At 35.9% G+C, this 18,612-nt stretch carries 19 protein-coding genes; 8 read left to right on the top strand and 11 right to left on the bottom strand.

All coding sequences use genetic code 11. The features are described from left to right. The first annotated feature begins 10 nt into the window (after positions 1-10). Positions 11-1,174: an MFS transporter gene (locus E0Z07_RS01250; RefSeq protein WP_006261931.1), complete on the top strand. Its 1,164-nt coding sequence runs from the start codon at positions 11-13 to the stop codon at positions 1,172-1,174. Positions 1,175-1,210: 36 nt separating this feature from the next. Here the strand turns inward: E0Z07_RS01250 and E0Z07_RS01255 are convergent, their stop codons facing one another. The 3 genes from E0Z07_RS01255 to E0Z07_RS01265 form a co-directional block, all read right to left on the bottom strand. Then, on the bottom strand, positions 1,211-1,513 hold the full coding sequence (locus tag E0Z07_RS01255; protein WP_006260186.1) for a helix-turn-helix transcriptional regulator: 303 nt from the start codon (positions 1,511-1,513) through the stop codon (positions 1,211-1,213). 151 nt (positions 1,514-1,664) lie between these two features. Further along, the gene (locus E0Z07_RS01260) at positions 1,665-4,709 is read right to left on the bottom strand and encodes an SbcC/MukB-like Walker B domain-containing protein (protein WP_131540160.1); all 3,045 of its coding nucleotides are present in this window, start codon (positions 4,707-4,709) and stop codon (positions 1,665-1,667) included. Between the two features lie 6 nt (positions 4,710-4,715). After that, the gene (locus E0Z07_RS01265) at positions 4,716-5,933 is read right to left on the bottom strand and encodes a metallophosphoesterase family protein (RefSeq protein WP_006261933.1); all 1,218 of its coding nucleotides are present in this window, start codon (positions 5,931-5,933) and stop codon (positions 4,716-4,718) included. Positions 5,934-6,295: 362 nt separating this feature from the next. On the opposite strand from E0Z07_RS01265, the gene E0Z07_RS01270 reads away from it, so the two are divergent. After that, positions 6,296-7,057 carry a hypothetical protein gene (locus E0Z07_RS01270; protein ID WP_006261934.1) on the top strand — a complete coding sequence of 254 codons (762 nt, stop codon included), beginning with the start codon at positions 6,296-6,298 and terminating at the stop codon, positions 7,055-7,057. Between the two features lie 100 nt (positions 7,058-7,157). Then, positions 7,158-7,625: a hypothetical protein gene (locus E0Z07_RS01275; RefSeq protein ID WP_006261935.1), complete on the top strand. Its 468-nt coding sequence runs from the start codon at positions 7,158-7,160 to the stop codon at positions 7,623-7,625. Between the two features lie 78 nt (positions 7,626-7,703). Here the strand turns inward: E0Z07_RS01275 and E0Z07_RS01280 are convergent, their stop codons facing one another. Further along, positions 7,704-8,408: a DsbA family oxidoreductase gene (locus E0Z07_RS01280; protein WP_006260189.1), complete on the bottom strand. Its 705-nt coding sequence runs from the start codon at positions 8,406-8,408 to the stop codon at positions 7,704-7,706. A 140-nt stretch (positions 8,409-8,548) separates the two neighbouring features. On the opposite strand from E0Z07_RS01280, the gene E0Z07_RS01285 reads away from it, so the two are divergent. The 3 genes from E0Z07_RS01285 (at position 8,549) to E0Z07_RS01295 (ending at position 10,771) form a co-directional block, all read left to right on the top strand. Continuing rightward, entirely contained in the window at positions 8,549-8,764 is a 216-nt protein-coding gene (locus tag E0Z07_RS01285; RefSeq protein ID WP_230456751.1) for a DUF2905 domain-containing protein, read from the top strand. A gap of 107 nt (positions 8,765-8,871) precedes the next feature. Beyond that, positions 8,872-10,320 carry an ATP-binding protein gene (locus tag E0Z07_RS18115; RefSeq protein ID WP_006261937.1) on the top strand — a complete coding sequence of 483 codons (1,449 nt, stop codon included), beginning with the start codon at positions 8,872-8,874 and terminating at the stop codon, positions 10,318-10,320. Then, a complete protein-coding gene (locus E0Z07_RS01295) occupies positions 10,310-10,771 on the top strand; it encodes a hypothetical protein (protein WP_006261938.1) in 462 nt (153 codons plus the stop codon). Before E0Z07_RS18115 ends, E0Z07_RS01295 begins: the two co-directional genes overlap by 11 nt. Before the next feature lie 46 nt (positions 10,772-10,817). Here E0Z07_RS01295 and E0Z07_RS01300 read toward each other — a convergent pair whose 3' ends face one another. Further along, positions 10,818-12,014 carry a CynX/NimT family MFS transporter gene (locus tag E0Z07_RS01300; RefSeq protein ID WP_006261939.1) on the bottom strand — a complete coding sequence of 399 codons (1,197 nt, stop codon included), beginning with the start codon at positions 12,012-12,014 and terminating at the stop codon, positions 10,818-10,820. Positions 12,015-12,114: 100 nt separating this feature from the next. Here E0Z07_RS01300 and E0Z07_RS01305 point away from each other — a divergent pair, with 100 nt between their 5' ends. Together E0Z07_RS01305 and E0Z07_RS01310 are read left to right on the top strand one after the other, a co-directional pair. Beyond that, the gene (locus tag E0Z07_RS01305) at positions 12,115-12,897 is read left to right on the top strand and encodes an AraC family transcriptional regulator (protein WP_131540161.1); all 783 of its coding nucleotides are present in this window, start codon (positions 12,115-12,117) and stop codon (positions 12,895-12,897) included. Between the two features lie 17 nt (positions 12,898-12,914). Beyond that, on the top strand, positions 12,915-13,232 hold the full coding sequence (locus E0Z07_RS01310; RefSeq protein ID WP_006261941.1) for a hypothetical protein: 318 nt from the start codon (positions 12,915-12,917) through the stop codon (positions 13,230-13,232). A 49-nt stretch (positions 13,233-13,281) separates the two neighbouring features. Here E0Z07_RS01310 and E0Z07_RS01315 read toward each other — a convergent pair whose 3' ends face one another. From E0Z07_RS01315 to E0Z07_RS01340, 6 genes are all read right to left on the bottom strand, one after another. Continuing rightward, positions 13,282-15,318: a dipeptidyl-peptidase 3 family protein gene (locus tag E0Z07_RS01315; protein WP_006261942.1), complete on the bottom strand. Its 2,037-nt coding sequence runs from the start codon at positions 15,316-15,318 to the stop codon at positions 13,282-13,284. A 98-nt stretch (positions 15,319-15,416) separates the two neighbouring features. After that, complete coding sequence (locus tag E0Z07_RS01320; RefSeq protein WP_006261943.1) at positions 15,417-15,980, bottom strand: DUF1572 family protein; 564 nt, start codon at positions 15,978-15,980, stop codon at positions 15,417-15,419. 113 nt (positions 15,981-16,093) lie between these two features. After that, a complete protein-coding gene (locus tag E0Z07_RS01325; protein WP_006261944.1) occupies positions 16,094-16,846 on the bottom strand; it encodes an NYN domain-containing protein in 753 nt (250 codons plus the stop codon). A gap of 88 nt (positions 16,847-16,934) precedes the next feature. Next, positions 16,935-17,372 (bottom strand): MoaF-related domain-containing protein, encoded by a 438-nt coding sequence (locus tag E0Z07_RS01330; protein WP_006261945.1) that lies wholly within the window; start codon positions 17,370-17,372, stop codon positions 16,935-16,937. Positions 17,373-17,440: 68 nt separating this feature from the next. Continuing rightward, positions 17,441-18,019: a Crp/Fnr family transcriptional regulator gene (locus E0Z07_RS01335; RefSeq protein ID WP_006261946.1), complete on the bottom strand. Its 579-nt coding sequence runs from the start codon at positions 18,017-18,019 to the stop codon at positions 17,441-17,443. Between the two features lie 5 nt (positions 18,020-18,024). Continuing rightward, positions 18,025-18,594 carry an LOG family protein gene (locus tag E0Z07_RS01340; protein WP_006261947.1) on the bottom strand — a complete coding sequence of 190 codons (570 nt, stop codon included), beginning with the start codon at positions 18,592-18,594 and terminating at the stop codon, positions 18,025-18,027. Positions 18,595-18,612 lie beyond the last annotated feature (18 nt).

Consider the following 18,612-nt stretch of genomic DNA (forward strand, 5'->3'; position numbering starts at 1 on the left):
CTAAAACCTTATGTCAAAACACTTAGCCCGTATAGCCGTTACTGCATTATTCTTCATCTTTGGAGGGATATCTGCCTCATGGGCATCGCGTATTCCTACTATTAAAGAAGCTTTTGGAGTAAATGACTCTGCTTGGGGATTTGTCTTATTATACATCTCTATAGGAACTTTAATAACTCTTCCTATAGCGGGTAGAATAATAGAGAAATTAGGCAGTAAAAAAGCAACCCTACTCTTCCTATTAACTTATTTAGTACTGTTAGTAGGTATTGGATATTGGGAGGTATTATGGCAACTAAAAGTAAACTTAGTCTTATTTGGAGCGATTAGTAATATCACTAATATTTCTATTAACACACAGGCTATTAAAGTCTCTAAACTATACAAAGGACAAATCATAGGCTCTCTACACGGTACTTGGAGTATAGGAGGCTTTGCTGCTTCATGGTTAGGCGCAGAGATGATCAGTAGTTATGTCCCACCTTTAGAACATTTTATCTATTACTCTACCGTAGGGATTATTATTTCTCTACTGCTTTTTAAATACCTTATTCCTGAAACGAACGACACTACTAGTGATAATCCTATACTAACAGAAAAGAAAGGCTTTCAATTACCTGATAAGAACTTAGTCCTTTTAGGGCTATTAGCTTTCTTCGCTATGGTAGCAGAAGGAATGATGACAGATTGGTCAAGTGAATATATGAAGCATGTTACGCATGCTCCTATACAGCTTATCGGGTATGGGCTGACCGCTTATATGTTTGCGATGGCTAGTGGTCGTTTTATATCAGACTTCACAGTAAGGCGATTTGGAGAGCAGAGAACTTTACTCTTCTGTGGTATCCTCCTTTTTATAGGATTAGGAGCCTCAGTATTATTTCCTGGAGTATATACTACTATTATCTCTTTTATGATTGTAGGTTTAGGTGTATCCGCAGTAGTACCCATGTGTTATAACTTAGCAGGACATACTAAAACAATGCCACCTCAGCAGGCCTTAACGTTAATTACTAGTATCGGTTTTATCGGTTTCTTTTTAGGGCCACCAGTTATAGGGTTTATTGCACAGCACTCTTCTCTTAAGACCGCCTTTGCTATAGTAGCCTTTTTTGGGTTAGCTATCTCTCTACTGAGTAGATTTATAGTTATCGAATCTACCTCATCAAAATAAACAAAAAGCCCAATCATCACTGACTGGGCTGTATATTTATAGTTCAATGGATATTGTCACCTTTCCGCCTAATCCTTTTTCTACAATATCATATAACGTCTTTAATGTCATATTACTTCCATTATTTTCTACTCGAGAGATATATTCTCTCTTCTTATTCACTAAACTAGCTAGTTCTGCTTGAGTTAGTTTTTTCTCTTCTCTTGCCTTTCTAAGCAATAATCCTACTTTAAAAGTCTCTACTTCTCTCTCTATCTCATCTCTTTTCGGTTCGCCAACTACACCAAACACCTCATCTTTTACTTGTGACCAAGTCTTCACATCTCTATTTTCTTTCATGGTGCTATTAATTTATTTTAACACTTCAAAGGTAATTTAAAAGTTACTTAAAAACAATACAAACTATAAATCACCGTATTAAACCACTAAAACTATACCATAAAAAAAGCCCAATCATCACTGACTGGGCTATATTACCTAATAAGATTTACTAATAATTTATTACTACCTCACTACCTCGTTCTTCATCTTTTACCACAGATAGAGACATAGGGATGCGCTCTTGTAGTTCGTCTACGTGAGAGATAATACCTACTATTCTATTCTCCTTATGCAAATTGCTCAACGTTTCGAATACAATATTAACTGACTCACTATCCTGTGTACCGAATCCCTCATCTATAAAGAAGAAGTTTCTATCTGACTTAGACAGACTCTGTACACTCTCTGCTAACGCTAACGCTAGAGATAAAGACACCTGAAAGCTCTGTCCTCCTGATAAGGTCTTCACACTTCTCGCTTTCCCATTGTTTAAATAATCTATGATCTCAAACTCATTCGCTTCGTTTAACTGTAAGCTCAATTGGTTATTCGTCAATCGATGGAAACGAGCATTCGCCATATCGCATAAGTTCTTTAAATAGATAGCTGACACATAGTTTACAAAACCAGCTCCACTAAACATCGTCAATAGTGTATTCAGATTCTTCACCCGTTTTTCTATTGTATCATAATGCTTCTGTAAGTTCTGCTTCTTCGCATAGTCCTTTTCTAAACGGTCTATCTCTCCTGCCAACTTAGCCACAGCCTCTGTCGCTTCTTTAACCTGTAGTTCTAACTTCGTTATTACTTCTTGCTGTTTAGCGAACTTCTCTTGATCAAAAGAGATACCTTCTAACTTCACTTGTAAAGTACTCACTGCATTGCGAACCACCTCTAGTTGTACTACGAATGCTTGTATCTGTTCTCTGCGTTCTACTACATTAATCTGTTTATCTAACACATTACGTACTTCCTCTACAGATTGTATTTGATGAGTGACTAATAAAGCCTTAATCTGTTCGTTAAACTGATCAACAGCTACTTTCAGTTCATTTAACTCTACCAGTACACTATTGCTCTCTGTCTGTAAGCTTGCCAACTTAGGAGACATCATCTGATATTGGTTCGTTAGATCTTTATAGCGTTGTTCTACTAAGATTACATTAGCTTCTCGTTGTTGTGCTTGTTGTGCTAATAAAGTCTCCTCTAAACTTAGATAAGTTTCTATCTGCAGTCTTATAATCTGTGTACTCTTAGACTTGATCTCACTATCTAAACTAACTCCTTCTACCTCTATCGCATTTAGTTCTTTGGTAAACTTGTCTACATGACCTCTGTGCTGTTCTACTTCTTTTCCTACTGTAGTATATTGTATCTCTAGAGCTTCTACTTGCTTATTCGCTAACTCAGCTCTTTGTTTTAACTCGATAAACTGTGTTTCATTCCCCTTCTCTATCACTGTCCAAACAAAGTTCTGCTGATGAGAGACTAACTCTTGTTGCAAGTGTTGTTCTCTCTGTTGGCTTTCTTGCCATTGTGTTGTTAAGAGTTTCTTTTTATCAAAAAGACCAGTAGCTTTTCTTTCATACTTCTTTAGTCGCTCCTGTTTATCCTTTATACCACTTAGACGAAGTTCACACTGCTGTATAGCAGAAGACACATCGTTGCCCTGAAGAATATGAGGGTGATGTGCAGATCCACATAAAGGACAAGGTTGCCCCTCATGAAGCTCATTAGCATACTGTGCTAACTGTTGTGCTACTCTGTGATTGCGCAACTCTACTTCTATCGCATTGATCTCTTGTTCAAAGTGGTTTCTGTACTTCTCTATCTCTTGTTCCCAATGATTGATATCCTTTAACTTTAGACCTAAGATATCCTTTTCTACTATTTGTAACTCTGTCTGTAGTGCATTCATATGCTGTTGCACATCTTGAATCCCTTTGTGAATAAAAGATTGCTGACCGAACCATGCCTCTATAGCCATCAGCATCGTTGTATCTACTCTAGCTGTTTTGGCAGTATTTAGTTCTATCTCCTTTTGTGCTAAAGCAAGTTTGCTCCCTTCTAATGCCTTCTCAGCATCTACCACGAAAGACTTCCCTTTATGGAAACGTTCCAATAAAGCCTCCTTAGCGAGATTAGCTTTCTTGATTTCTTTGATCAAATTCAACTCATACAACTCTGCTTTGAGGTGTTCTAAACCTGCATACTGTTGTTCTGCTACTTTGAGCTCATCTGTCACTTTCTTAAACTGGCTTTGTAGCTCTGTAGTTTCTTTTATCAATGTAGCTAATCGAGCCTCTCGATTCACTGCCTTATCAGCTGTCTTTTGTTGTTCTAACAGCACAGTAGAGAATGCTTTATCTAATTGCTCATACTGAGACAATTCGTTCTTCTGGGCAGTTATCTCAGGTAACTTCACTTCTAATGTACCTAACTCTACTTTCTTTATCGCCAAGGCCTCGAAGTCATCCTTCACTGCTTTGACCTTTTGATAACTGTCGTTCTCTTCCTTAAAAGTCTTATTCAGTAGGTTAAACTTCTCCGTCTCTTGAAGGTGTAGCGCTTTTTGCTCTGCTATCTGCTCCGTTGTGACTTGGCTAAAGCTCTTTAGCTCTCCTTCTACTAAATTCAGACTCTCCTTAGTCGAGCTATATAATCGTTTAGTCTTATCAGCAAGGTCAAAACGGTCTAAGCCGAATATCTCTTGCATCATCTTCGTTCTGTCCTTCCCTCCTAATTCTATAAACTCTCTGAACTTACCTTGTGGGATAATGATAGTACGCTTAAAGTTCTCGTAGCTCAGCCCCACTACTTCCTGTATATTCAACTCTTTCTGAGGTACCCAGATACCATCTTCATCTTTATACAGTGTTGCCTCACCTCTCTTTACATCATCGAAGCGCTTAGAGTTTCTTCTAAACTCTCTATAGATGCGGTATTTCTCATCTTTAAAATTATAAAACTCAAAGTCTATTACCGAACGGTCAGACTTTAGGTTCATCATATTATATGCACGGTTATCACGAGAGTTCATACGCTCTGTCTCTCCGTAAAGCCCAAAAGAAATAGCTTCCAAAATAGAAGACTTTCCCGATCCTACCTTACCGAATATACCAAATAACCCTGCCTCTATCAGACTGGTGAAATCAATAACTTGTTTTTCTTGATAAGAATACAGTCCTTCTATCGTTAACTTAATTGGTATCATACTGCTCTAATCTAAAATCTCGTTAAACAAATCCATCAACTCCTCATTAGGTTCTTGCCCCTTATTGCGCTGTTTAAAGTAATCTCTAAACAATCCTTGCATATCTTGCTCTAAGTTCACCTGTTTTACATTCGCTTGTTCTCCTTTATCCCCCAATGTTACTTGTGGGATAATCGTAATAATACCATCATGCGCAGTGTATAACCTCTTGATATCATCCCCATTTAAGAAGGTATCACTTACTATGGTTAACTCTACTAGATGATACGGATTTGCTACTAACCACTCCACAGCATCATCTACACTATCAAACTTCACTCGTGACAGTTGTCTTCCACTCTCTAGTGCCACCTTCGTATAGGTAATAGGTTTGCCAGCTTCTGCCTCTAAGATCATCACATACTTCTGCTGACCTGCTTCACTAAAACTGTAACTCAATGGGCTCCCCGAATAAACCACAGGTCTATCTTCTACCCCCACCTGATGTGCTCTATGCAAATGTCCTAGTGCCGTGTACTGCACTTGCTCTGGAATAATATCGCTGTATATAATATCTGCATTACCTACCTTCAGCGGTTTCTCTCCATCAGGTTCTTCTAATAACTCTCCATTTCGGTTCATCATATACAGATGCGAGATCAATAGATTCACCCCTTTAGTCTTACAATACTTATCTGCTAAAGCTTGCCAACTCTCGCCTAACACCTCATTAAGAGCTGCTCCTTTATCTTCTGTGTCTAGTGCTTTCTTTAGCCTTACCTCATTCGCATAAGGAGTGTGTAGTATACGTATCGGTTGTTTAAATCGATCTAATCTCAATTCAAAAAAACCATTTGTTGACTTCGATATTTTAAACTGATTTTCGATCTCAAAAGGAGTAACCTCAGTATGAGGTAGTCCGACTAAGATAATCCCGCATTCTCGTGCTAACGGATCTGGTGCGTCTATACGCTCAGGGCTATCGTGGTTACCAGCTATAGCGATGACAGGTCTCTCTCCGTTCTTCGCTAAGCGTTTAAGTGTTTTATAAAATAATTCTACAGCCTCTACTGGAGGGTTAAACGTATCAAATAAATCTCCTGCTACTAAGACTACATCTACTGCTTCGCGTTCTGCTATCTCGCATATTTCGTCTAGCACTATACGCTGTTCGTCTAGGCGGCTAAAGTTATCTAATCTCTTCCCTAAGTGCCAGTCGGCTGTATGTAGAATCTTCAATCCCATGTATCTTTCTTTGTTTTCTAGTGCCTCAAAGATACTAACTATATAGAGGTTTCTCAGTCTATTTTAGGATTAGCTTCCTCATTTTTTTTGTCTCAAAACCGATGTTACAAAAGAATTATAGCGACTTTCTTCCACGTGATTCCATACTGCTCCCCTTCTGATAGGCTAGTGATGGGCTATTTTTGGCACTTTTAAGCCGACCAAATGCCCATCACTAGCCGACCACATGCCGATCACCCTATCTAAAATGGCAGTAAAAAGACATTCATACCCACACACAATTTTAAATTAAACAATTCGTTTTCAATTTAATATTGATTCTAATACCTATTCGCTTATCTAACAACTTTACTTAAAACACTATGCTAAAAAGAATCTTACTATACTTCACACTCCCTATAATTCTACTCTCTTGTCAAGAGCCTAAGAAATTTGGAGACCTTAAGATGGATATTGAGACATTTGATTATGACTTCCCAGTAGAAGACTTTTACGCTTTTAATGGCAATAACGATGGGAGTATCACAGCTGATGCAGATGCTAATGTGATGACAGTAGTTAAAGAACTAAAACCTATAGAGATCACACACTATAGAGTAGCTCCTAAGAGATATAATGATTCTCTTAGAGACATAATCGGCAAAGAGTATAGTATGAGGATGTGGATAGAGTCTGACAGTGTGGCGAAGTATGGGGACTATTACTTCGATAAGGTAGATATGCTACAGAGTCTAAATAAAGACCTAATCGGAGTAGCCTGCTCTGACCTAAAAGGTGACGAAAACAAGGCTATACAACTCCGTGACTATATCATCTCTAAAGAAGGAGAACCTGTAGAGAAAATCGCTTTTATGGTGTATGACTGTATCGTCTATACTTGGCAAAAAGAGGACAGGGTATTAGCCTTAGTAGTGCGCTACCACGAGATAACTGAACCTCCCTTTATAGCAGAACATATCTCTGCTGAAGAACAAAAAGTATATACTCCCTCTCGTGTACAAGTAAGACTGTTCAGTATCAACAATAAGTACAAAGGTCTTGTGTTCAACAATCTATACCGAGGAGAATGGGCGTATATGCAATACAATGACACACCTACCAAGGATCGAAGACTTCCTCTGTAGAATGTTCTTATTAGAGTAGGATAAACTCCTTACACTATTCAAACATTATTCAGCTTCAATTTAATAGAGGTTACTATTTCACTATCTTTAAAATAAAAAGATGGACAAAAGAATATTTCACAATGTGATATGGGACTTCTCAGAAGAATTACCTGAAACCCAAGAAGAATTAAACCAAGAAGTAATTGCTAAGCAAATTAGAAACTTCGGAAACTCCGACAATTGGGATCCTACTGAGATTATAATAGATCAGCCAGAAGTAGTAATTTGTTACGATGCAATCATGTATTCTAAAGACGACAAATACATTAATGAAGAAATTATCAAATTCGAATTACTACCACATTGGGAAGAGGCAGGATCAGATAGACCCGAATTTTATAGTACTATTCACGCAACTTTAAAAGCAGATAATAACCAAAATTTTCCTGCCTTAGAGTTGTTATATAAACTTCATGAGCTATTTCTCAATAAAGGCACTCCTGCAAAGCTATATTTAGACGGTTTAGAGAAAAACGAAAAACCTAAAAACAAGTATGATTACTTTGTTCATATAGACTTTGATTAAAATATATCTAATAACAAAACACCCCATTCATACGCTGTATAAATGGGGTGTTCTTATTTATAAATCAACTATAGGTACTTATATCTCGCATCCTTCTGGGCCACATGCTGCCGCATCACTACCACCTTTCATTTCGAATTTAGGTTGGCTTTCTTGGAATGCTTGTGTCAGTGCTTCTACAAAAGACTCTGTAGGTTGAGCTCCTGATACACCGTATTTTCTATCTAATACGAAGAATGGCACTCCTGATATTCCTAGAGCACGTGCTTCTGTAATATCTGCATTCACTTCTTCTAGTTGTCCATCAGTAGCTAAGAATGTTTTGATTTCCTCAGCACTCAGTCCTATTTCAGTACCTAAAGCAGCTAACACCTCAATATCACCTACATTTTTTCCATCTGTAAAATAAGCTTTAAACACTACTTCTTTAGCCTCATTCCCTTTTCCTTGTAACTGTGCAAAGTGTATAAAACGATGAGCTCTGATTGTATTTACAGGAATAGACTGGTCTTGTTTAAAATCAATTCCAACTGCCTGTCCTGCTTGTTTTAAGTTTTCTAGCATTCCTTGTATCTGTTGCTCTGGCATACCTTTGCGTTTAGCTAGGTATTCTTTAGTAGACATATCTAACCCTTCTACTGGTAAGTCTGGATCTAGCTGAAAACTCTTCCACTCTACTTCTATCTTATCTGCGAAAGGCAACTGTACCAATGCATTCTCAAAATTCTTCTTTCCGACGTAACAGAATGGACACATAATGTCCGACCATATCTCTACTTTCATATCTTATCTTTTTAAATGAGGAGTTACCTCAATAACTCTATACTCAAAGATACTATTAAAACACCCTAATACCTGTCTCCTTAACAATAATTAAATAGTTTCCTAAAGGGAAGTGCATGTATTTTTATACCTTTACTCTTATGGGAAAAACAATCATATTTATCGGTTGTATCATCGTCATCATAGGTCTATTGATACAATTCACTTCGTTTAATCTGGATTGGTTTGGCAAATTGCCTGGTGATATCTGTATCCAGCGCCCAGGTTTTTCATTCTTTATGCCGATTACCTCTATGATTATTGTATCTGTAGTAGGCACAGGATTACTATGGTTATACAGAAAGTTCTTTAGCTGATAAAGGTTTACTTCACCTAATCTATAAACACAATTGCTACAATAATTTTAGTACTTTTGTATAACAGCAGTTATGCTATATCTATAAACACTAATATCATACTAAAGATGAGAAGATTAACTATTAAAAATGTTGGCCCTATTAAATCAATAACTATTGATTTAAAACGCATTAATGTTTTGATAGGACTTCAAAGCTCAGGTAAAAGTACTATTAACAAAATAGCGTGTTATTGTTCTTGGGTTGAAAAAGAAATTTTCGTCAACCAATCTGCTGAAGACTTTCAGAAAGAAGGATACTTTGAAAATAACTTAGTAGAGTTTCACAAACTTGAAGGTTTTTTATCTTCTAAATCGACTATTGAATTTGAAACATCTATTCTAAAATTCACTTATTCGAAAAAAGACAACTCATTTATTTTTAATTGGAAAACTGAAAATCACATAGTTGGATATAAAAGAATCAAGACTTTATATATTCCAACAGAACGAAATATTGTTGCTGTTATCCCTAATTGGTTTGATATCAAGCTTGACAATTCTAACTTAAGAAGCTTTCTATCAGATTGGCAAGAAGCAAGAAATTTATATAGTAAAACCAATTTTTCTATTTTAAATCTAGGTATAAACTACAAGTATAATCAAGAATTAAATATTGATGAACTAACTTTAGAACAAGAAAATAAAAAGATAAACTTTAGAAATGCTTCTAGTGGTTTACATTCACTTGTTCCATTATATACATTAATAGAGTATAGTACTAAAGATATTTTTAAAAATAACCAAATAGATACCTTCAAAGGCAAGTTCAAAAAATTTGAATTCTTAGCCAAAACAACAAAGCTTTATAATGAATATTTAAACAATGAGATTGCGAAAAACATTGATTTAAAATCAATTCAAGACCGGATAGTTTCTAATATTAATAGAAAAGAAAAAGCAGAGAACTTTGATGAAAGTAATAAAATAGAATCACAAATAAAACAAGAAGTTGATTACGAAATCGATAATTTATTTAAAAATAAAAAAATTATTACAAAAATCAACAAAAAAGTCGAATCAAAAATCAATGATTTCTTAAATCATAACTACAAAGAAGATTATGATATTAGTACCATTGATTATGATACTATCAAACAAATTATTCTAATTCAACAATCAAGTATATTTTTAGAAGAGCCTGAAATAAACTTGTTTCCTATTACTCAAAGAGAATTAGTGAAGTACTTAGTAAAATCAACCTATCACGATACTGAAGGTAGAGAACACAGTCTGTTCCTGACTACACATAGTCCGTATATACTGACGACTCTGAATAACCTTATCTATGCGAATGACTGTGCTAAGACAGCTAGTGAAGAAGTAAAAGACATCATAGGTGAAGAATATTGGGTTGATTTTAATGATGTGGGAGTATGGTTTGTTAAAGATGGTGTGGTAGAAGATATACTAGATTATGAAGAAAGACAGATTGATGCCGTTAGAATAGACGAGGTATCTCAGCTGTTAAATAATGAGTTTGATAATCTATTAGATACACAGTACCATGAAGTTTAATGAGAAATACTATTCCCTAAAACAACATATCTACTGTGATGATAATCGTAAAACATTATCTTTAGAAGAGACTAAAGGTGTTAAGTACATCGGTACTAATAAAAATGCAATAGAGTATACCGTATATAGAGTAGACAAAGGACTTATTAGTACAAATGAAACGAAACAGTGTGACTTCGCTATCTATGTACCATCATCGGATTCTGTCCGTCTGATAGAACTAAAAGGAGGAAATATAGATGATGGAGTTGAGCAGTTAATACAGACAATAGATGTATTAATCAAACGCCCTAATATTTCTGTTACTAAACTATATGCGATACTCGTAGCTAAGAAATTTAATACACCTGCATTACTTACGACTAAAATGAAAAAACTAAAAACACTAGTAAAATCATATAAAGGAGAAGTAATTCCTAAAAGTATTAAACACGAAGAACCTATAAACTAACAAAGGAGACTAATATGATTTAGTCTCCTTTGTTAGTTATTATGGATTACTTGACCCAATCGTTCTTACCAGCGATACCTCCTGATACAATCAAAGTAATAGACATAACTAATAAAAATATCAAAGACATAGACCAAGACTGTGTCACATCGAATAATGCTCCAAATACTGGTGGTCCACATGCTGCGATTAGGTATCCGATAGACTGTGCCATACCTGATAATTCTGCTGCTTGGGTAGTGCTACTTGTACGCAATACGAAGAATAGCATCGATAAACTAAAGGCTAATCCACTCGCTGTTCCGATTAATACACACCATAGCGCGATCATATTTACCTTAAAGATCAATAAACCTGCTATCCCAATAGCAAACAGTACTCCTGTACCGATAGCTAGCAGTTTCTGATTAGATAACTTACTCGCTATGATAGCACCGATGAATGTCATAGGCAACTGTGCGAACTGCATATAAGACAATAACCATCCTGCATCTTCTTTAGGTATACCCCATGTGATAGCCACTTTAGGTAACCATGCTGCTAAACAGTAGAACAGTAGAGACTGTACTCCCATAAATACTGTAACTGCCCAAGCTAACTTAGACGAGTACATATTTACTTTCTTCTCTTCTGTGAAGCCTTTATTACTTCCTTCGATTGCTTGTTTCTTTTTTACTTGAGGAAGCCAAATCAATATAGTCGCGATACTCAGTACTAACCATACTCCTATCGAACCTTTCCATCCCATCTCTGTGAATTTACCCAAGCTGATACTAAACCCTGCTGCTAACGCTGCTGTTAAGTTCATAGCTACTGAATATATTCCCATCATGGTCCCTACATTCTTCTGATAATTACTTTTGATATAAGCTGGCATCAATACGTTACCTACTGTAATCGCTATCCCTACTAAGGCAGCTCCTAAAAACAAAGTAACTAAACTACCATAAGGTCTAATGACTAATCCTATACTCAATAGAATCAATGATCCTAATAATACAAGCTCCATACCGTATCTACGTGAGATCTTTGGCACCATACTAGATAAGAATCCGAATGCCATTAAGGGTATCGTCGTTACTAATCCTGCTGTAGTGTTAGACAGAGCTAGTGATTTACTTATCTCTGATATAACAGGCCCTACAGATGTAAGTGGAGCTCTTAGATTAGAAGCAATAAATATGATACCTAACAACATCAGTAATTTCTTCATTTTAGAGATCTCTTCTATCTTATTTTCCATTGTTATTTAATTTATTATTTACACATTGTTATTTCTAAGTGCAAAATTAAATGCTAATAAATGATTATATTCGCCATAAATCATAACTAAAACGACAACAATGAGTAAACCACAATTAGTCGATCAAGTTGGAAAGGAAGGGTTTTCTTGGCATGCTGAGTATTGGAAACACAACAATGAGTTTCACCATCATAAGAAATCCCAACTAGTTTATGTAGAGTCCGGATATCAATACTTACACGTAGAATCGTGCCAATTCTTATTACCTCAGAATCATGTGGCCTATATCCCATCTAATGTCCCTCATAAAACTACTCATGCATCTGAGCATGTCTCTCTGCGTACATTATACTTCGATGTGGATGACTTACCTCCGTTTTATGATGAGTTATACCTATTCTCTATCCCAAGCGTGTTAAGAGAAATGATTATGTACACGGAGAAATGGTCTATGAATATGAAATACGAGGAGAGTGAACAGACGTTCTTAAGAGCAATCTTGTTAGAATTGCCTTCTTTTGTACAGAATTCTGTACCTCTTATTACCCCTGTACCACGTACTAAAGTATTACTCGATGCTACAGCTTATATTCACAAACACTATCGATCTACTATCACTATAGATGAGTTAGCTCAACTATGCTTTATGAGTATTCGTACTTTAGAACGTCAGTTCAAGAAAGAAACGGGTATCAGTATCGCTAAATATATACAGATGGTACGCATCATCAAGTCAATAGAACTGCTGAGTGAAGGACAGTATACTATCAATGAGATAGCGTTACTCGTAGGGTATAACAGTGCCCAGTCTTACAGTAATGTATTCACTAAACTGATGGGACAACGCCCTACTGAGTTTATACAACATACATTCACGCTATAACCTATATCCTATCGTCTATGAAAGATATTATCTCTCTACTACAAAAACAGAAACAAGATATAATCGTAGAGCTAAAACAAGGTGATACTACTAATCAATACCTAATAGCCCAATTAGACAAGTCTATCTCTTGGCTAACGATGGTAGAAGATCATCAGTTAGACACGGTTAATCACTATGATGTACATGCTCTACCTGATACCACTCATGGTATGTCTTATTATCACCTGATGATAGACTGTGAAAGTAGTGATCCTGTAGATTGGGTAGAATATACTCCTCATAATCGTCCTATAGAGATGTGCATGGGAGATCTCATGATAGTCAAAAAATAAAAAAAGTCGGTTTATAACAAACCGACTTTCTTGTATAATCTTCTTGTAATTAGTTTACAAGTGGTAAGAAACCATATTCTTTAGCATAACGCAACATTTGTTCTTCAAATGATTTAGGTTGTTCGATTACATAGTCAGTCACCTCTCCTTTATCATTCTTCACTGGTACAATGTATGGGTTTACAAATCCTCTATATGGAGCAGAGTTAAACTTAGCATTACGCTCTAAAACTTCTTTGTGGATAGCTTGATCTACTTTCACACCATAAGTCTCTACTAACGCTTGTCCTGCTTTATAATCACCTTCAGATTTGATACGTTGAGTCTCTTTTAAAAGTTGTCCGAATAGATCGTGTAACTTATCATAATCCGTAATATTATAATATGTCTTACCATCGCGAACTACTTTCTCAATTACATTATCTTTCTTTCCTTTTTCGAATACCCAAGCACTCACCCATTGGCGGTTACGCATGTGAGCTTCTTCTATATCAGCACCTGGCTCTAAGCGCACTAACTGCGTCATTAATCCATTACGGATATATCCATCATAAGCTGCTTTACCTACTGACTTCCAATCGTCAACTAATCCTAACTCTTGTAACTTAGGATTGTATAAATAGAATAGACCCACTAAGTCAGCACGTCCTTCTTCTAATGTAGAAGCATAGCTCTTCAGTGTTTCTTTTGGTTGTCCTACTCCTTTGTTGATTTGTCCAGATGCATGTCCGATTACCTCGTGAAGAGCTGTGTGTAGCTTATCTGCCAACTCACCGTATTTCTCCTCTAATTGTAACTCTTCCTCATCGTGAACGAACTCTTTTAACTTATCCGAACCACCTGCATGATTATATGCATCAATAATATTACCTAAAGAGATAGACTTAGAACCGTGCTCTGCTCTAATCCAATCCGCATTCGGTAAATTCACTCCGATAGGTGTACTTGGCGATGCATCACCAGACTCAGACGCTACGATCACTGTCTTATACGATACTCCTGTTACATTTTTCTTTTTATGCTCTGCCATTAATGGAGAGTTATCCTCGAACCACTGAGCTTCTTTAGAAAGAACAGCCATCTTCTTAGACATATCAAAGTCGTTGATTTGAACAACGCTTTCGTAAGATCCTTTATGTCCTAATGGGTCTGCATATACTTCGATAAATCCACTGTTGTAATCAATGTTTCCTTTAGTAGCTTTCACCCATGCAACGTTATAATCATCCCAAAGTTGAAGATCTCCAGTTTGGTAATATTTGATTAATAACTTAAGCGCATCTGCTTGCTCTTGGTTCTCTGCAACTGTAACAGCTTTTTCTAACCAAAAGATGATTTGATCAATAGCTGCTCCATACATTCCACCACTCTTCCATACTTTCTCTACTAACTTACCATTCTCTTTTACTACTTTAGAGTTTAGTCCTGTAGATAATGGACGGTGTGGGTCTGGACTCTTCATCGCATTATAGAATGCCTCTATCTCATCTTCTGTAATCCCTTCTCCATAGAAGTTAACTGCAGATCCTTTTACAAGACCTTTCGCTAAATCAAGATTTACTTTTTTACTATCTACATTATTAAATAGTACATTCGCTACATTCTGATCTAATGTAGTGTTAGTCTCTTTTAATAAAATAGAGAAATAAGCTTGAGAGAATCCTGGTTTTATCTTTTCGTTAGAATAATGGTGGTGAATACCATTAGAGAACCATACTCTCTTCACATACGTCACGAACTCTTTCCAATCCTCTGATTCTTTGTCTCCTTTATAGTTTTCGTAAATATTCTCTAATGCTTTACGAATAGTCAAATTGTGTTTATAGTTCTGATCCCAGATGATATCACGTCCAGCATACCCTGCCTGACTTAGATAATACACTAATTCTTTTTCTTTTAATGTTAGATCGTCCCATCCAGGTACTTGATATCTCAATACTTCGATATCTCCAAACTGATCCACACTGTAATCAAACTTTTCTGTTGTAGTCACTTCGCTTGCTCCTTTTTCTGCCTCTTTCTTGTCTCCACATGATAATAACATAGCGGAAGCCAATACGATACAGGCCATTGTATTTAATTTCATATTGTAGTTTTTTACCGTCTTTTGACAAATATATAAAATATTGCACTGAACGACTCTACTAATTCTTATTCAAAATTAGGAATCTAAAAAATTATCTCTTACTTCTTTAGATAATCATCTACAAAATGAGTCTCTGAATTAGGATTTTCAAATTTATCTTGATTGTATTCTTTTGATTTATTTTTAGGAATGGTTAAAGACTTCCACTCTTCATTGCGTATCATCTTTCCGATAAATACGATCTGCCCTATATGGTAAGGGTAATGTGCTAACTGTCGATATAAAGCTTCTGCTACCGTATGGTCTTGGTTTCTGATTTTTACTACTGTATTAATGTTCTCTTCATTAATACTATCTATGGTACTGAAGAGAACATTCCATGCCTTGTCCCAATTCGTTATAAGTTCATGTCTGTCATAAATCCCATCTGTGAACTCATCATCTCTGTTTCTCCATGGCTTCTCTCCATCTTCTGTAAAAAAGTTAGTAAAACGAGAAAGCAGATTACCCGTAATATGACGCATTAACATCGCTATAGAGTTACTCTCTACATTGACCTTTTGATTTAATTCATCTTGGGATAGAACTAAAACTGTTTTATCTACGATCATTCTATAGTACTCGAATTGCTTGCGAATACCTGCTAATTCTTGTATAGTCATAATATAAATTGTATTGAGTTAGTATTTTTTGTTATAGTCAATATTTGACCATTTGCAATTTAAAGTTTATAGACCATACCATTCGTTTATGAGCAAAAAAAATAACCCGAAGGTTATTTTTTCTTTACTAAGGGATGATTTAACCCCTTAACATTATTGTTAATTACATCGTATGTCTTTAGATGTTTAAAAAGCTCTGTCAAGTTTCTAAAACCATAGTCTCTCGCATCAAAACTTGGATTAAGCTTACGAAGGTTACCTCCTACTGTAGCGATATAAGCTTCTACCTCTTCATCTACAGACATATCGAACGCTTTATCTATCAGTCTATACTCTTTCTTAGTCAATGATTTAGTATCGTCATCATCTGTGGCTTCTACTTTTTTAGCATTGCCATTCGCTTCTTTGACTGCTGTAGTTGCTTTAGGCATTAAGGTCTCACAATAAGTAAATATCTCACATGACTGAACGAAAGCATTCGGAGTCTTCTTCTCTCCTACTCCCATCACGAAAATACCTTCTTCTCTGATACGCTTAGCTAAACCAGTATAGTCACTGTCACTAGATACGATACAGAATCCATCTACCATCTTAGCATGCAGAATATCCATAGCATCTATGATGAGTGAACTATCGGTAGAGTTCTTTCCACTAGTATAATTAAACTTCTGTATAGGCGAAAATGACAAGTCATTCAGTAATTCCTTCCAGCTATTCATTTGCGGTGTTGTCCAATCTCCATAAATACGACGGACAGTCACCTTCCCATATTTAGAAACTTCTTCTAAAATCTTATCCAACAACTTAGCTTGAGCATTGTCCCCATCCACTAAGATTGCAATGTTGTTATTTTGTTTTTCCATCATATTTTCCTTTTCGAAAGCTCTAAAATACAAAAAATAGAACTACGTAAAGGGTATTGATGTCCAAAACATCTGTTAATAATTGATTTCTTTAATCAATTAATCTAAAAGTTCCTGTTACGAACTGACTTTCACGTTTCTGATCAGCTCCGTTATAAGACCAAAAAGCAGTTACTTCTCCTGTCTTCGTATTGATGATTTGACTAACTGTAAAGCCATCTTGTTCTATCCAGCTCAGAAAGTGTAAGTCCTCGCCAAGTGCTTTGTAGCTCATTTTCTCATCGCCTTCATTTACTGCTCCATTCTCACCTACTGTGCTCCAATGCAAGGTATCTGTACTCGTGTACTCAATAGTAGCTTTCATCTCTGGGAACTGTATTTCTGCTTTATGCCCAATTAAGGTACTAGTGTGGCTAGCACTAGTACTTTCTGCTATTTCTGATGAAGTAGATTCTTTCTCTGTCTTTGACTGACATGCTCCTACTGACAACGCTATTGCCAATGAAGCTATTATTATTTTGTTGTTCATTGTTCTATAATTTTAAAGCAAAATTAAATTGCTCTAAGATCAAAAACATTGAACTAGTTCAATAATTATTATTTTTTCTTACTGCGTATTTTACTCAAAAACTCTTGGGAAATACCTAGATAAGAAGCTATCTGAATATTAGTTAGACGCTGTACCAAGGACGGATAACGCTTACAAAAGTCTTCATACTCTGCAGTAGCATCCATCGACAACTTATTTACAATACGTCGCTGAAGAGCGATACACTCCTGCTGAGTCATTCTTCTATATATCTTTTCTAAGACAGGTATTTCATCATAGAGCGCTTCTTTGCGTTCTTTCTTTATGAGTAATACTTCGCTATCTTCTAAAGCTTGTATAAATATCTTCGATGGTTGTTCATAATTATAACTTTCTAGATCTGCTAACCACCAATCTTCTATAGAAAAATGTATGATGTGTTCTTCTCCTTTTTCGTCCAAACAGTATTCTTTAAAACATCCTTGTACTACAAAGGCTTCGAAGTCACATACAGCACCTGCTGTTAATAGATAGTCTTTCTTCTTTACATAAACAGTCTGAAAAGAAGAAAGTATTAATTCCTTCTCTTGTTGTGTTAATGTAACGCCTTTGCGTTCAAAATTATCTATTAATGAGGCTTTATTCATATTATTTATTTTTGAATCCATTTACCTTCTTTAGGCGCTTCGTAAGCTTTCATCTTTTCTAAAAGCTCTTCTACCTCATCAGCTACCACAATCATATCTTTATTAATCTCTTTTAAGAACCCCATAACTACCATCGTATCTATCATTTCTAATAGAGGATTATAGAATCCATCTATGTTTAATAAGGCTATAGGCTTTTTGTGTAATCCTAATTGAGCCCATGTTAGCATTTCAAAGAATTCTTCTAAGGTACCATATCCACCAGGCATTGTGATTACACCATCAGATAATTCGTCCATTTTAGCTTTGCGTTCATGCATAGTTTCAACCATAATTAACTCTGTTAATCCCTTATGGCCTAACTCTACATCTGCCAAAAAACTAGGTAATACACCGATAACTTCACCATTCCCCTTAAGAACACCATCAGCTACCGCTCCCATTAATCCCACTTTAGCGCCTCCGTATACAAGCCCGATATGATGTTTAGCTAATTGTTCTCCTAATGTAAAAGCTTGTTCATAATAAATATCCTTAGTACCTGAACTAGAACCACAAAACACTGTATATCTCATTTATAATAATTTTAAATA

This window comes from Myroides odoratimimus, assembly GCF_004337635.1.
In the GTDB taxonomy this organism is placed as follows: domain Bacteria; phylum Bacteroidota; class Bacteroidia; order Flavobacteriales; family Flavobacteriaceae; genus Flavobacterium; species Flavobacterium odoratimimum.

What these genes read in the sequence shown, in the direction of transcription:
- E0Z07_RS01335 (WP_006261946.1), bottom strand. Translation starts at nt 18,019, where the DNA reads ATGAATAAAGCCTCATTAATAGATAATTTTGAACGCAAAGGCGTTACA.
- E0Z07_RS01275 (WP_006261935.1), top strand. Translation starts at nt 7,158, where the DNA reads ATGGACAAAAGAATATTTCACAATGTGATATGGGACTTCTCAGAAGAA.
- E0Z07_RS01315 (WP_006261942.1), bottom strand. Translation starts at nt 15,318, where the DNA reads ATGAAATTAAATACAATGGCCTGTATCGTATTGGCTTCCGCTATGTTA.
- E0Z07_RS01250 (WP_006261931.1), top strand. Translation starts at nt 11, where the DNA reads ATGTCAAAACACTTAGCCCGTATAGCCGTTACTGCATTATTCTTCATC.
- E0Z07_RS01305 (WP_131540161.1), top strand. Translation starts at nt 12,115, where the DNA reads ATGAGTAAACCACAATTAGTCGATCAAGTTGGAAAGGAAGGGTTTTCT.
- E0Z07_RS01320 (WP_006261943.1), bottom strand. Translation starts at nt 15,980, where the DNA reads ATGACTATACAAGAATTAGCAGGTATTCGCAAGCAATTCGAGTACTAT.
- E0Z07_RS01310 (WP_006261941.1), top strand. Translation starts at nt 12,915, where the DNA reads ATGAAAGATATTATCTCTCTACTACAAAAACAGAAACAAGATATAATC.
- E0Z07_RS01270 (WP_006261934.1), top strand. Translation starts at nt 6,296, where the DNA reads ATGCTAAAAAGAATCTTACTATACTTCACACTCCCTATAATTCTACTC.
- E0Z07_RS01300 (WP_006261939.1), bottom strand. Translation starts at nt 12,014, where the DNA reads ATGGAAAATAAGATAGAAGAGATCTCTAAAATGAAGAAATTACTGATG.
- E0Z07_RS01280 (WP_006260189.1), bottom strand. Translation starts at nt 8,408, where the DNA reads ATGAAAGTAGAGATATGGTCGGACATTATGTGTCCATTCTGTTACGTC.
- E0Z07_RS18115 (WP_006261937.1), top strand. Translation starts at nt 8,872, where the DNA reads ATGAGAAGATTAACTATTAAAAATGTTGGCCCTATTAAATCAATAACT.
- E0Z07_RS01295 (WP_006261938.1), top strand. Translation starts at nt 10,310, where the DNA reads ATGAAGTTTAATGAGAAATACTATTCCCTAAAACAACATATCTACTGT.
- E0Z07_RS01265 (WP_006261933.1), bottom strand. Translation starts at nt 5,933, where the DNA reads ATGGGATTGAAGATTCTACATACAGCCGACTGGCACTTAGGGAAGAGA.
- E0Z07_RS01330 (WP_006261945.1), bottom strand. Translation starts at nt 17,372, where the DNA reads ATGAACAACAAAATAATAATAGCTTCATTGGCAATAGCGTTGTCAGTA.
- E0Z07_RS01260 (WP_131540160.1), bottom strand. Translation starts at nt 4,709, where the DNA reads ATGATACCAATTAAGTTAACGATAGAAGGACTGTATTCTTATCAAGAA.
- E0Z07_RS01285 (WP_230456751.1), top strand. Translation starts at nt 8,549, where the DNA reads ATGGGAAAAACAATCATATTTATCGGTTGTATCATCGTCATCATAGGT.
- E0Z07_RS01340 (WP_006261947.1), bottom strand. Translation starts at nt 18,594, where the DNA reads ATGAGATATACAGTGTTTTGTGGTTCTAGTTCAGGTACTAAGGATATT.
- E0Z07_RS01255 (WP_006260186.1), bottom strand. Translation starts at nt 1,513, where the DNA reads ATGAAAGAAAATAGAGATGTGAAGACTTGGTCACAAGTAAAAGATGAG.
- E0Z07_RS01325 (WP_006261944.1), bottom strand. Translation starts at nt 16,846, where the DNA reads ATGATGGAAAAACAAAATAACAACATTGCAATCTTAGTGGATGGGGAC.